The sequence below is a fragment of the Microbacterium aquimaris genome (assembly GCF_039531285.1).
Taxonomy (GTDB): domain Bacteria; phylum Actinomycetota; class Actinomycetes; order Actinomycetales; family Microbacteriaceae; genus Microbacterium; species Microbacterium aquimaris.
Genome location: NZ_BAAAPT010000001.1, coordinates 1,166,188 through 1,179,499, shown reverse-complemented (window position 1 = coordinate 1,179,499; position 13,312 = coordinate 1,166,188). Strand labels below are relative to the sequence as shown.

Here is a 13,312-nt window from a genome sequence, read left to right as displayed (position 1 = left end):
ACAAGACAGCGGGCCGAGGCACGGGTCAGAGGAAGATGTCGGGGAAGAGCCGGTCGTCGGGGGTGCCGGGCGTCGCGGCGTAGCCGGAGAGGTCGGTGACCCCCGCTTCGGTCAGCACGTCCTCGACGATGAGCGTGTTCCCCGTGTACTCCCGCGCTGGTTTGCACAGCACCTCGTAGGCGGCGTCGGCGTAGATCTCGGGGGTGCGGCTGACCTTCATCATGCGATCGCCGCCGAGGGCGAACTGCACCGCCGCGGTCGCGATCGTCGTCGCGGGCCACAGCGTGTTGGCGGCCACACCATCGTCGGCGAACTCCGCGGCCATCCCGAGGGTGGCCATCGTCATCCCGAATTTCGCCATCGAGTACCCCGTGTGGGCGCCGAGCCACCGCGGGGTGGTGTTCAGCGGCGGCGACAGCGACAGGATGTGCGGGTTGACGGCCTCCTTCAGCATGGGAAGCGCGGCACGCGAGAGCATGAAGGTGCCGCGCACGTTGACGTCCTGCATGAGGTCGTACTTCTTCGCCGACAGGTCGAGCGATCCGGACAGGTCGATGACACTGGCGTTGTTGACGACGATGTCGATGCCGCCGAATTCGCCCTGCGTCTTCAACACCGCTTCGGTGATGTCGTCGTCGTTGCGCACGTCGCCGACCAGCGGCAGTGCCTTTCCGCCGGCGGCTTCGATCTGCTCGGCAGCGGTGTGGACGGTGCCTTCGAGCTTGGGATGCGGGGTGTCGGTCTTGGCGAGCAGGGCGACGTTGGCCCCGTCGCGCGCGGCGCGGATCGCGATGGCGAGCCCGATGCCGCGGCTGCCGCCGGACATCAGGATGGTCTTTCCGGAAAGCGGCGCGTCGGTCATCGTGCGGTCCCTTCGTTGGTGGGGCGGGCGGACGAGCGGGCGGATGCCGCGAACGCGGCCACCCGGGTCTTCGATTCGTCGGTGGCGAAGGCCGCCCCGATCGTGCGGGCTTCGTCGTCGAGGTTGGCGGCGAGGTCGCGTTCGGCGCCGACCCGGACGAGACGCGCGGCCTGCCCGAAGGCGGCGGTCGCGCCCGCCATCCAGAACCGGGCGATCTCGGCGGCACGATCGGCGAGCGCGTCGGGGGCGACGACCTCGGCGACGAGGCCCCACTCGAGAGCGGTCGCGGCGTCGATCGCGCGATCCTGCAGGAGGAGCTGCAGCGCGCGGCGCTGGCCGATCGCCGCCGGGAGCAGGGTGGAGACGCCGAGGTCGGGGGTGAGCCCGATGTTGGCGTACTTGCTGACGAAGCTCGCCTTCTCGCTCGCGACGACGTAGTCGGCGGTGAGCATGAGGCCGATGCCGCCGCCGGCGACCGCGCCCTGCACGGCCGCCACGATCGGCTTGGCGCTGTGCGCGAGGGTGCGGATGCCGTCGTGGATGACGTGGGCGGTCTCGGTGACCTGATCGCCGGTGGCGCCGGAGGTGGCCATCATGATGACGTCGCCGCCGGCGCAGAAGGCCGGGCCGGCGGCATCGAGGATGATCGCTTCGACGGCCGGATCGTCGGTCACCTGGTGGGCGAGATCGCGCCAGCGGGTGCCCATGTCGAAGTCCATCGCATTCAGTCGCGTCGGACGGTTGAAGGTCAGCCGGGCCACGCCCTGCTCGACCGTGGCGAGGATCGATTCGCTCATCGTTCTCCTTCTGTGGATGTTGCGGACCGGCCGGACAGGTCAGCGGGGAGCCATGCGGATCGCCCCGTCGAGACGGATGGTCTCGCCGTTGAGGTAGCCGTTGTCGATGATCGACATCACCATCGCGGCGTACTCGTCGGGTCGGCCGAGACGCTGCGGGTACGGCACCTGCTGGCCGAGGGAGTCCTGCGCGGCCTGCGGGAGTCCGGCGAGCATGGGCGTCTCCATGATGCCGGGAGCGATGGTGCACACACGGATGCCGTATCGCGCGAGCTCGCGGGCGATGGGAAGGGTCATGGCGTGCACACCGCCCTTGCTCGCGGCGTAGGCGGGCTGGCCGATCTGCCCGTCGAAGGCGGCGACGCTCGCGGTGTTCACGATGACGCCGCGGTCACCCGTGGCGGTGGCCTCGGTGCGGGCGATGGCCGCCGACGCCTGGGCGATGACGTTGTACGTGCCGATGAGGTTGATGCGGATTATGCGCTCGAACGCCTCCAGCGGCGTCGGAGCGCCGTCGCGGTCGAGGACCTTCGCGGGCGGGGCGATGCCGGCGCAGTTGACCACCACGCGAAGCGGCGCGGTGGCGGAGGCGGTGGTGACGGCGGCGGCGACCTGCTCGGGGTCGGTGACGTCGGCGGGGGCGAATGCCGCGCCGAGGTCTGCGGCGACGTCGGCGCCGGGGGACGAGGGCAGGTCGACGATCGTGACGGAGGCCCCCGCGGCGGCGAGACGCTTCGCCGTGGCCAGGCCCAGTCCGCTCGCACCGCCGGTGACGAGGGCGGAGGCGTGCGTGAGCTCCATCGGTTCTCCTTCGAACGGATACCGGCGGCGGGTGCCGACGGCGACATCGAGTCCCAGCCTAGGTGAGACGCAGTCTCACCGACGTGCGGACACCCCCAGGCTAGCCCTCACGCCCCGCCCCCGCATCCATCCCACCCGACCCCGCCCCCCCCCGTCCCGCCGCGCGCCAGGCAGCGCCCGGCGGCGCTCAATCCCGAGAAACCCCTTTCGCCGCGAGACTCCGCGCAATGCGGGGTTTCTCGCGCGGAAAGTGGTTTCTCGGCGAGCGAGGCCGCGGATGGGCGCGACCGGGTCAGGCGGGTCAGGCGGGGCCGAGGATGGGGTTGAACGCGCCGACGGCGATCGACACCGCGAGGGCCGTCGCGCTGATCGCGACGCCGGCCACGACCAACAGCACGTCTTCGATTCCGAAGCGGGACTCGCGGGCCCACGTGCGCGGGCCGGGCGCGCCGAACGCACGCGCCTCCATGGCGGTCGCGAGCGACGAGCCGCGGCGGATCGACAGCACGAAGAGCGCGAACGCCATTCCGGACGCCCGACGGATGCGCCCGGTATCGGCGACCCCGCGGGCGCGACGCGCAAGTGCGAGGGCACGCCAATCGTCGGCGAGGAGACCGAGCATCCGCATTCCCGCGAGTGCCCCGAGCACGAAACGGGCGGGAAGGTGCACGATCTGCGCGAGGCCGTCGGCGAGGTCGGTGGGGTCGACGGTGACGAAGAGGACCACGGCGGGCAGGCCGATCGCGAGGACGCGAAGGAAGGTCGCGAGCGCGAGCATGAGCGACCCCTCGCTCACGCGGACGAACAACCACTCGACGTAGATCTCCCCCGACGTCGCCCCGTACAGCGCGATGGTCACGGCGGATGCGGGCGCGGCGATCCACAGCGGCAGGGTGCGCAGCCAGAACTGGCGAGGCGAGAGCCCTGCCGCCAGCAGCAGCGGCAACTCCAGCAGCAGGGCGACCAGCGCGGAGACGGGGTCGATGGTGACCACGAGGGGCAGGGCGATGGCAAGGGCCGCGCCGAGCTTGGCTACGGGGTTCAGGCGCGCGACCACGCCGCGACCGGCTTCGGGGCTCACGCCGGCACCTGCCCCACGGCGAAGCGGCGAGCGTGAAGGGCTTCGAGGACGGCGGCGTCGTGGGTGACGGCGACGACGGCAAGGGGCGGGTCGTCGCCGTCACCGTCGCGCAGGCGCGCGATGATCGCGACGAGCTCGGCCCACGTGCGCGCATCCTGCCCGAACGTCGGTTCGTCGAGCACGAGTACGCGCGGCCTCGTCGCCAGGGCTGCGGCGACGGTCAACCGCCGTTTCTCGCCGCCCGAGAGCGTGTACGGGTTCGCGGCCGCGAGCGGCGCGAGACGGAGCCGCTCGAGCAGCTCGTCGACGCGGGCGGCGATGCGGTCGGCGGGCAGGCCGAGCGCGCGCGGCCCGACCTCGAGTTCATCGCGGACCGTGCGCGCGAGGAGCTGGTGCTCGGGATCCTGCAGCACGGCACCGATGCGGGTGAGCAGCGCACGGGAGGACCACGTCACCGGATGCGGCGTGGGCCCATCGCGCCGACGTCGGGGCGACGCGCCGACGGCGAGCGCCGGTGCCGCCTCGACCACCCCGGACTCGGCGGACAGGAGCCCCGCGAGAGTGAGCCCGAGAGTGGACTTCCCCGCACCGTTGGGGCCGACGACCCCGAGCACCTCGCCGGCGCGCACGTCGAGGTCCACCGGACCGGCGACGGGGGTTCCCGGCACGCGCGCGACGACCAGCTCACGCGCCCGGAGGAGCACGTCACCCGGGGGCGCCGTCGGCGGCGGCGGGTACGCCGGCGGCAGTCCCGGAACCCACACGCCGGCGGCGGCGAGCTCTCGCGCACGCCGCGCCACGGCATCCTCGCCCCTCACCGCCGCCTCACGCACCGCGCCGCCCGCCGACACATCGAGTGCGCGACCTTCCGTCGGGCGCACGTCCTCCCGCGCACCGGGACCGGTGCGATCGACGAACTCCTGTGCACTCGACGAACCGGCGGCGCCGACACCGAGGATGTCTCGGGGCGTGCCGTCGGCGACCACTCCCCCGCCCGGGGCGAGCACGATCACGCGGTCGACCAGGGGCAGCCACACGTCGATGCGGTGTTCGATGACCACGAGGGTCGCTCCGGTGGCGTCGAGGGCGCGCCCCACCGCGTCACGCACCTCGGCGACACCGGCCGGGTCGAGGTTCGCGGTGGGTTCGTCCAGGAGCAGCACCTCGGGCCGCATCGCGACCGCTCCGGCGAGGGCAAGACGCTGCTTCTGCCCGCCCGACAGCGCCCCGGTGGCGCGGTCGAGCGGCACGTCGAGCCCGACCGCGTCGAGTGCGTGCCGCACCCGGGGCCAGATCTCCTCGCGTGGCACCCCGAGGTTCTCGCACCCGAAGGCGACGTCGTCTCCGACGCGGGCGAGCACCGTCTGACTGTCGGGATCCTGGAGGACCAGGCCGGATGCGCCGCGCGCCGCCGCAGCGAGGTCACCCGCCACACGCAGCTCGCCCTCCTGCTCCCCTTCGTCGGCGCCGCCGAGGACCCCGGCGATGCCCTGCAGCAGCGTGGACTTCCCCGATCCGGAGGCGCCGAGCAGCAGCACCCGCTCACCGGGGTCGATGCGGAACGTCGTCTCGCGCACGGCCCACGCGTGGCGGGTGGCGTAGCGCCATCCCCACCCGCGCGCCTCGACGGCGGGTGTCGCGGATGCCGCCGCCACTACACGCGTCGGGTGACGTCGCGTCCCGCGGCGAAACGGTTGAGCGCACCCGTCGCGGCAAGACCGCGCATGATCAGCCAGCCCCCGAGGCCGGCGATCACGACACCCGAGACGGTGGTGGAGGTGATGTAGACGGTGGTGAACAGCACGTCGGCGCCGGGGTACCACAGGATGCGGTCGTTGATGCCGCACGCCAGCCCCGCGCCGGCGCCCGCGAGCATCGCGACCGGAAGGCGCCACACGGCGTAGGCGAAGATGAGGAAAACCACTTCGGCGCCGAGGCCCTGCACGAGGCCCGACACGATCGTGAGCGGTCCCCATGCGTTGCCGACGAGCGCGGAGATGACGGCGGCGACGGTCTCGGTGTAGAGCGCGGCGCCGGGTTTGCGGATGATGAGTCCGCCCAGCACACCGGCGATCAGCCAGGGTCCGGCCAGCAGCCCCTGCACCCCGGGCAGCAGCGGGGTGAGGATCGACGACGGGCCTTCGTAGGCGACGTTCCAGACGAGGAAGATCCCGGCGCAGGCGACGGCGATGACGCTGGCGACGACGATGTCGACGATGCGCCAGCGGAACCGGCTCGAGGCCGGGCCCGTCGCGGTGGAATCGGATGTGGACGTACGCGTGGATGCGTGCATTGGTACTCCCTCCCTGCGCCGGCATGATCCGGATCAGGTTCGGCGGTCGAAGCGCGTTTCGCTCCCTCTCAGCCCGACTCGTCGGACTCCCGCGGTGTGTGCCGATGAGTATATCGCGGCGGCGACGCGATAGTTTGGCCTGGTGACAGTGGAGGATGCGCCGCCCACGACCCGCCGAGCGTTGCGGGCGCGCCCCCACTCGTCCGTCCCGACCGGTGGCGACACCGCGTCCGCGGAGACCGCGGATTTCCATCTCCCGGCACGCGACGACGATGCGGCGCTGACGCCCATTTCGGTCGCCGCGCAGGCGCTCGACGCGTCGGGGGCACCGATGCCGGGCGACGCGCCAGACTCGTCGGAGCCCGCGCCCGATGCCGAACCTGCGCGTGAGCCCGCACACGCGCCCGCATCAGAACCGCCGCCGGAGCCCGCATCGGAGGCGGAACCTGCGGACATCGCCCCCGCATCCCCGACCACTGCAGCCCTCGCCTGGGTCGACACGGCCGCGCTCGCGCGGACGTCGGCGCCGACCGACCTGTCCACCGCGACCACCTCGTACACCTCGGTGGGTGCCGATCTGCTCACCGAGCGTCCGCGTCGGAGCCTGTGGCGCCCGAGCGTCGTGTGGCCGTCGCTGGTCGCCGCGGTCGTTGCCGGCGCGTACGCCGCGACGACGCTGCTGTGGCCTCTGCACGCGGTCGCGCCCACCGTGACCCCCGTCACGGTCGATCCCATCCCGTCGGCGACCGTCGAGATGGCCTGGCCTGAGCCGGGGTCGTCGGCCGTTTCGGTCGCGGGGATCCCGACGACCCTCGCTTCGGCGGATGCGGTGGTGCCGATGGCGAGCATCACGAAGGTCGTCACCGCGCTCGTCGTGTTGGACCGGATGCCACTTGCGGCCGGAGAGCAGGGGCCCGAGTACTACTTCACCGCCGCCGACAGCGCGGAGTACTGGGAGTACCGCTACCGCGACGAGTCGGCGCTGGACGTGCCGGTGGGAGGGTCGCTGACCGAGTACCAGATGCTCGAGGGCATGCTGATCGGCTCGGCCAACAACTACGCCGACCGCCTGGCCAGCCGCATCTGGCCCTCCGACGCCCTGTTCGCCGACGCGGCCGACACGTGGCTGTCGCAGCACGGGCTCACCGGGATCACGGTCGTCGAGCCGACCGGTATCGATCCGGGCAACACCGCCGACGCGGCCTCCCTGCTCGCGCTGGCCTCGCGCGCGCTGGCCGATCCGATCATCGCCGAGATCGTGGCGAAGACATCCGTCGAGCTCCCCGGAGCGGGGCTTGTCGAGAACACGAATTCGCTGCTGGCCGACGACGGGGTCGTCGGGGTCAAGACCGGCACGCTCGACGGCAGCTGGAACCTGCTTTCGGCGAAAGACGTCATGATCGGCGACACCACGGTGCGCCTGTACGGCTCGGTACTCGGCGAGTCCGACGCCGACGGACGCGACGACGCCTCTCGGTCGCTGTACGAACAGGCCACCGCGGCGCTGCAGCCGGAGCCCTCGGTGACGGCCGGGACCGTCGCCGGGACGGTCTCGACGCTGTGGGGGTCGGATGTCGACATCGTCGTGTCCGACGATGCGTCGGTGATCCTGTGGGACGGCGGCACGGCGACCGTCGACGCCTCGTACGACCTCGACGACGCACGCGACGCGGGAGAGGTCGTCGGCGACATGTCGGTCTCCGGCCCGCTCGACGCCGCGACGGTGACGCTTGAGCTCGCCGACGACATCGAAGATCCGAGCGCGTGGTGGCGGCTCACTCATCCGCTCGACCTCTTCGGGCTCAACGGCTGAGTCCGGCGCGGGGCGCGGAACCGATCAGGCGAAGCGGACGGCGGCCTGGAGGCGGGTGCGGACCTCGAACACCTCGGTGCCGCCGAGCGGCCGTGTGCCGGTGACCCCGCGCCGCAGCACGGTCGACAGGGCCGAGCGTGCGACGACGGCGGTCGGGATCCCGCGCACCTTGCCGATCTCCTGGATGGCGTGTTCGACGTCGTCGTCGGGGAGGACGACGATCGCCCCACCGAACTTCACGCGCGCGGCGCGTCCGACCGCACGAAGCGCGGCGACGTGGGTTGCGATCGGACCGCCGTCGACGTCGGCGACCTCACCGCGCTTGATGCGCACCGGCCTGCCGAAGTCTTCGGACAGGATGCCGTAGAGCCCGCTCGGGCCGAGCACGATGTGGTCGAGCTTCGCGCGGCCGGCATCGATGTCGTGCCAGGCCGTGTAGCCCATCCCGAGCTCGGAGACGATCACGGCGGTGGCCTCTTCGGCGAGGGCGTCGGCGAGCAGCCGGCGCACCTCGTGCGGCGCCGAGCGCACCAGGTGCGGTGCGTACGGGTCGGGGATCTCCACGCCGCGGCCGACCCATTCGCGGATGAGCTCGAGGTACTTCTCCCGTCGCCAACCGCCGGGTTGACCGTGGCTGCGGGCGCGGGGGCGGGTGTCTGGGCGCGCCGACGGGCGCGGCGGGGCGGGTGTGCTCCAGGCCGGCTTCTCCGGCTCGGGCTCGGGGGCCGATGCGCCCTTTGCGGAGCTGGAGGCCGCAGCCTCTCCGAATCCGTGGCGCCGGTCGTAGGAGGCACGGGCTTCGACGGTGCCGACCGACTCCCACGCCCGCTGCACCTGCACGAACACGGCGGCGTCACCACCGACATCCGGGTGCGATTGCCGCAGCTTCAGGCGGTAGGCCTTGCGCAGCGTCTCGGTGTCGGCGGTGGGATCGACGCCGAGCAGATCGTAGGCGGACGCGGACAGCGGACTGTCGAACACGGCGCCTCCCGGACCTCCCGTCGCGGGCGCGGCGGTGAGGAAACCAGGCTACTGAGAATTCTTTTGCCCGATTCTCAGGTTCGCTCGCGGCTCACCCGATGCGCACCGGGGTCAGCCGTGTCGATGGATGAGAACCGGGCACGGTGCGTGGTGCGCGCAGTAGCTGGCGACCGAGCCGAGGTGCATCCCGCCCATGACCCCGTACCGGTGGCTGCCCACCACCAGCATCTCGGCATGTTCGGCGGCTTGCACGAGCGCCGGCCCGGGATACCACTCGACGATCCGCACGACGGTGTGGACGTCATCGGCGCCGGTCAGTGCCTCGGCCATCGCCGGTTCAAGTCGCTCGCGCACCTGCCGGAAGTAGTCTTCGTCGACCTTCGTCGGCGACACGAGTTCGCTCCACGGCACCTCCCACGCACCGATGACCTCCACGCGCGCTCCGATCCGTCGCGCATGATCGATCGCCCACGTCACGGCCGCGACGCTCGCCCGCGATCCGTCGACGCCGACGACGATGAACGGCTCCCGATCGCCGCTCGACGACTCCGACTTCTCACTCATGCCCGCAGGCTACGCATCCCTCCGCCGTCGCACCAGGGGCTCGGTCGTTCGTCGCTCACTCGTCGGCGAGGACCTCGAAGCGCCGTGCATAGGCGGCGGCATCGCGCGAAGACAGCGCGAGCAAAATGAGCACGTCGGTGGCGACGGCGAGGAGACTCGTATCGAAGGTGACCTCCTGGCCACCGGACCACCAGCTCGCGAAAGAGGCACAGATCGTCAGCGACGAAAAGGTCATGACCGTCACGCGCGGCCAGTTGCGTCCGCGGATGACGAGGAACGCGAGAAGGAACTCGGCGAGCACGAGGATGCCGCCACCGATCGCGAACACCAGGAGCGCGTCGAGGCGGTCGTCGTGCAGCTCGTCGCCGACCATCCAGATCACGTCGTCGGCGGTGTCGGTGAACCAGACCAGCGAGACCTCGACGATGAAGAGCGCGCCGGCGAGTGCGCTGAGTATGACCAGCAAGCCCCCGGCGAGCGTGCTCAAGGGTCGTTTCATGTTCGGGTCGAAGCCCGGCCGGCGCAGGAGGCTGGCGGGCGGCTCGTACGCGTGGCGCTTCGGCACGCCCCGCGGCTCCCGTGGGGTGGTCATGCGGTGACCTCACCGTCTCGCGCGGATGAGCGGTCGGGTGGCATCGCGCGCACGTCGACGATCGGGAGATCCCCGTCGGTGCGGATGCTGTCACCGCCGCCGTTGCGCGCGTGGTATCCGGTGGAGAAGTCCTCTATGACCTCGACCTGCACGCGCGGGTCGGCCTCGACGGTGGCGACGATGTGATCGCGTTCGATGTCGGTGTCGGCGTCGATCTTGTGGGTGACCTGGAGGGTGAACAGCGACAGTCCCACCGAGGTGTCGAAAGTTCCCGCGGCGAGCCAGTCCACACGTCGCCCGCCCGGGAGCAGCCATCCGTCGGGGCACTTCCAGAACCGCACGTGGTGACGTTGGCCGGGGTTGCCGTCGACCTCCTGCTGATAGGCGAAGTCCTGCTGGCGGCCGAACAGGAACAGGGGGCTGACCGGGGCATGCTCGTAGCTGCGACGCGTGATGGTGGAGGTGATGATGCGCCATGACGACGCGAGCGTGACGTCGTCGGCGCGTGTCCATCCCCCGGCTTGCAGCGCCGCCTCGATCTGGTCGCCCTCACCCATGAAGGCGAGGTTCACGGGGTCGCCGAGCAACCCGTCGCTCGTGCGGGCGCGTCCGATGAAGTACTCGGGCACGTAGACGGTGGTGAGGATGCGATGCAACCGCGGCAGCACGAGGTAGGCCAGCAGCACCCAGAACGTCAGCACACCGAGGATGCCCCACCATCCGAGGGTGAACGATTCGGTGAAGCTCAGGTAGGCGAGCCAGATCGCCGCGAGTCCGGCGAAGGTGAAGAAGAACCAGTCGACGGCGATGCCCAGCGACCACCGTCGACGGTGCCGGATGATGGGTCGACGTGCCACAGCGTCATCCCCAGAGCGGCACGGCGGGGGCGAAGGAGAACGCCTGATCGACAAGGTCGGGGGCGAGGCCCTCGAGGGTGTCCGGCTGCCAGCGCGGGGAGCGATCTTTGTCGACGAGCTGGGCACGGATGCCCTCGGCGAGGTCGGGCTGGGTGGTCGCGAACCACTGCGCGAGTCGATACTCCTGCTCAAGGGCGTCGCGCAGGCTGAGGCCGCGGGCGCGGCGGACCGCGTCGAGCGTGACGGTCAACGCCGTCGGGGAGAGCTCGTCGAGCGTGTCCGCGGTGGCGTGCGCCTCCGGGACGTCGCCGGCACGCAGGCGATCGACGATCTCGGAGACGGTGGGGGCGGCGAACGCGTCGTCGATCCAGCCGCGGGCGCGTTCCAACGGGGAGTCATCGGGAGTGTCGTCGAACAGCAAGACGATCTCCGACGGAGAGCCGGGGTCGGCGCGGGTCTCGAGCGCCTCGGCGAGCGCGGGGAGGTGCGCGGTGGGCACGAGGTGGTCGGCGAATCCGGCGTAGAGCGCGTCGGCGGCGGTCATCGATGCCCCGGTGAGCGCGAGGTACTCTCCGAGGCGGCCGGGTGCTCGGGCGAGCAGCAGGCTTCCGCCGACGTCGGGGGTGAATCCGATGCGCGTCTCGGGCATCGCCAGGCGTGAACGCTCGGTGACGATGCGGATGCGGGCGTGACCGGCCAGTCCGATTCCGCCTCCCATGGTGATCCCGTCGGCGAGCGCGACGATCGGCACCGGATACTCCGCGATGGCGGCGTTGAGGGCGTACTCGGCGCGGAAGAATTCGCCGGTGGCTTCGGGGTGACCGGCGATGATCTGCTCGCGGAGCCCTCGCACGTCGCCGCCCGCGCACATGCCGCGGTCACCGGCACCGTCGAGCAGCACCGTGTCGACGTGGGGTGATCCGCGCCAGGCGTCCAGCGCGGCGGTGAGGTGGTGCACCATATCGAGGGTCAGCGCGTTGATCGCGCGCGGACGGTTCAGAGTGAGATGCCCGAGCGCACCGCGCAGGCGCACGAGGACGTCGGCGTCGTCGACCGAGGCGGTGTTTTCGCTCACGCCCTCACGCTATCGCGCGCATCCGCGGGCCACACCGGTCAGCCGATGCGGACGCCTCTCCGGCTACGCCGTGGCGTCGTCGGCGCCGGTGGCGGTCGGTATCGCGCCGGTGGCGGCGAGGGTGACCACATCCTCCGGCTCGTCATCGGCGTCGAGGCGGAGCGCCTGGACGAGTTCGATGCCGTGCCGTGTGGTGAGCACGAGGCGCTGGAAGTCGGGGTGCCCGTCGAGGTCGATGACGACGCCCGCACGGCGCCGTCGCACGATCGCGAAGTCTTTCGCCCCGGCCGATTCCCATGTGCCCATCGCGACGATGCCGCGCACGTACGTGCCGGGGTGCGCGACGCCGCGCAGCCAGTGCCACGGGTCTTCCGTGAGCTGCACCTTGGCGATCGTCGAACGCTCGACGCGGATGTTCTCCTTGCGGAAGGCCAGCGCTCGCTCGGCACCCGACAGCGCGACCTCGAGGTGCGCCGAATCGAGCAGGAGCGTGACCATGCCTCTAGTCTGCCAGCGGCCCGCGACCCTTCCCGACCGTTTTGCTTACGGACAGGCAACGATCATCGAGCAGAACGCGACGCGCGCCCGTCCGCGAGCACCAGGTCGGGCCGGACGCACCTGCCGAGGGCCGAGCGCCGCGAGCCCGACAAAGCTCGCGGGTGGCGCGACCTGTGTACAGAGGGCTCGCCGCGGGATAGGTTGCCGACATGTCGCGCACCTCGAACTCCTCGCGCGCAGTCCGCGTCGTCGCAGCGTCCGGGTTCCTGGCGGTCATCCTGTACGCCATCTTCGCCGCGTTGCAGATCTTCTTCGTCAACCCGCGCGCCGCTGTGCCCGGCGCGAGCCTCGACGACATCTACGCGACCATGGCACGGGCCGGAGAGTCGTTCGTCGCCGGCTTCCCCCTGGCGATTCTTGCCACCGGCGTCGCGCTAGCTCTCTTGCTGCTCGTTCTCATCAGGAGAAATCCCGGCACTCCTCCCTGGATCGCGGCGGCGGGCTACCTGGTGATGATCGCGTTCGGCGCACCGGCTCTGTTCATCGCATCCTTTGTGCCGAGTATGTCTCTCGCCGACACGTACGGCATCTCCGGGGGCGACCACTCCGGGTGGTCGGGCGCCCTGTACCTCGTCAGCGCGTGCTCCTTCATCACCTGCGCCATCCTGACCCTCCTCGCGGTGCGCCGGCCGGCCCCGCAGCCCGCCTGATCCGCGGTCGCCCCTTCACGGCCGCCCGGACGGGGACGTGCGTAGGGTGCTGGCTATGGAGCAGATCCCACCCGCCCGCCGCGTGATCCGGCTGTTCCCCGACTACTCCCGCACCTACCCTCTGTGGGAGACGTCCACCCCGACGTGGGACGTCGGATACACGACCACGCCCGAGACGTACGGACTGTCGCGAGAACTCGGCGAAGACCTCGCGGGTTGGCAAGCGTTCTTCGAAACTCACTGCAACCCTTTCGAAGGCTGGGAGACCGGAGAGAATTGGCAACGGTGGCTTCGCAACGGGGAAGGGCTCACTCAGCGACTTCGCGCCGAAGTCGATCATTTCGCGGACGTCGAACCTGAATTCGGCCCGCATCGCCGATAGGGACGC

Annotated in this window: 15 protein-coding genes and 1 riboswitch; of the genes, 3 read left to right on the top strand and 12 right to left on the bottom strand. The window is 71.1% G+C overall.

Translation table 11 applies throughout. The features are described 5' to 3' along the window. Positions 1-25 precede the first annotated feature (25 nt). The 6 genes from ABD204_RS05525 to ABD204_RS05500 form a co-directional block, all read right to left on the bottom strand. Entirely contained in the window at positions 26-862 is an 837-nt protein-coding gene (locus tag ABD204_RS05525) for an SDR family oxidoreductase (RefSeq protein WP_194423660.1), read from the bottom strand. Continuing rightward, on the bottom strand, positions 859-1,659 hold the full coding sequence (locus tag ABD204_RS05520) for an enoyl-CoA hydratase/isomerase family protein (protein ID WP_194423659.1): 801 nt from the start codon (positions 1,657-1,659) through the stop codon (positions 859-861). Before ABD204_RS05520 ends, ABD204_RS05525 begins: the two co-directional genes overlap by 4 nt. 39 nt (positions 1,660-1,698) lie before the next feature. Continuing rightward, complete coding sequence (locus ABD204_RS05515; RefSeq protein ID WP_194423658.1) at positions 1,699-2,460, bottom strand: SDR family NAD(P)-dependent oxidoreductase; 762 nt, start codon at positions 2,458-2,460, stop codon at positions 1,699-1,701. 301 nt (positions 2,461-2,761) lie between these two features. Continuing rightward, positions 2,762-3,541, bottom strand: a complete 780-nt coding sequence (locus ABD204_RS05510; protein WP_194423657.1) for an energy-coupling factor transporter transmembrane component T family protein — start codon at positions 3,539-3,541, stop codon at positions 2,762-2,764. Beyond that, entirely contained in the window at positions 3,538-5,196 is a 1,659-nt protein-coding gene (locus ABD204_RS05505) for an ABC transporter ATP-binding protein (protein WP_322597516.1), read from the bottom strand. The genes ABD204_RS05510 and ABD204_RS05505 overlap by 4 nt, the downstream gene beginning before the upstream one ends. After that, the gene (locus ABD204_RS05500; RefSeq protein WP_241747782.1) at positions 5,196-5,834 is read right to left on the bottom strand and encodes an ECF transporter S component; all 639 of its coding nucleotides are present in this window, start codon (positions 5,832-5,834) and stop codon (positions 5,196-5,198) included. Before ABD204_RS05500 ends, ABD204_RS05505 begins: the two co-directional genes overlap by 1 nt. Further along, positions 5,827-5,937, bottom strand: a riboswitch (TPP riboswitch). It overlaps the preceding gene by 8 nt. A 39-nt stretch (positions 5,938-5,976) precedes the next feature. Between ABD204_RS05500 and ABD204_RS05495 the strand changes: the two genes are divergently transcribed. After that, complete coding sequence (locus tag ABD204_RS05495; protein ID WP_194423655.1) at positions 5,977-7,647, top strand: D-alanyl-D-alanine carboxypeptidase; 1,671 nt, start codon at positions 5,977-5,979, stop codon at positions 7,645-7,647. A gap of 24 nt (positions 7,648-7,671) precedes the next feature. Here the strand turns inward: ABD204_RS05495 and ABD204_RS05490 are convergent, their stop codons facing one another. The 6 genes from ABD204_RS05490 to ABD204_RS05465 form a co-directional block, all read right to left on the bottom strand. Then, on the bottom strand, positions 7,672-8,628 hold the full coding sequence (locus ABD204_RS05490) for a J domain-containing protein (RefSeq protein WP_194423654.1): 957 nt from the start codon (positions 8,626-8,628) through the stop codon (positions 7,672-7,674). Between the two features lie 111 nt (positions 8,629-8,739). Beyond that, on the bottom strand, positions 8,740-9,192 hold the full coding sequence (locus ABD204_RS05485; RefSeq protein ID WP_194423653.1) for a universal stress protein: 453 nt from the start codon (positions 9,190-9,192) through the stop codon (positions 8,740-8,742). A 55-nt stretch (positions 9,193-9,247) separates the two neighbouring features. Continuing rightward, complete coding sequence (locus tag ABD204_RS05480; protein WP_194423652.1) at positions 9,248-9,784, bottom strand: hypothetical protein; 537 nt, start codon at positions 9,782-9,784, stop codon at positions 9,248-9,250. Next, a complete protein-coding gene (locus ABD204_RS05475; protein WP_322597515.1) occupies positions 9,781-10,641 on the bottom strand; it encodes an LssY C-terminal domain-containing protein in 861 nt (286 codons plus the stop codon). The genes ABD204_RS05480 and ABD204_RS05475 overlap by 4 nt, the downstream gene beginning before the upstream one ends. 4 nt (positions 10,642-10,645) lie before the next feature. Next, positions 10,646-11,716: an enoyl-CoA hydratase/isomerase family protein gene (locus ABD204_RS05470; protein WP_194423651.1), complete on the bottom strand. Its 1,071-nt coding sequence runs from the start codon at positions 11,714-11,716 to the stop codon at positions 10,646-10,648. A 63-nt stretch (positions 11,717-11,779) separates the two neighbouring features. Further along, entirely contained in the window at positions 11,780-12,214 is a 435-nt protein-coding gene (locus ABD204_RS05465) for a hypothetical protein (RefSeq protein ID WP_194423650.1), read from the bottom strand. A gap of 209 nt (positions 12,215-12,423) precedes the next feature. Here ABD204_RS05465 and ABD204_RS05460 point away from each other — a divergent pair, with 209 nt between their 5' ends. Beyond that, entirely contained in the window at positions 12,424-12,924 is a 501-nt protein-coding gene (locus ABD204_RS05460; RefSeq protein WP_241747781.1) for a hypothetical protein, read from the top strand. A 55-nt stretch (positions 12,925-12,979) separates the two neighbouring features. Then, on the top strand, positions 12,980-13,306 hold the full coding sequence (locus ABD204_RS05455; protein WP_194423649.1) for a hypothetical protein: 327 nt from the start codon (positions 12,980-12,982) through the stop codon (positions 13,304-13,306). Positions 13,307-13,312: the final 6 nt, after the last annotated feature.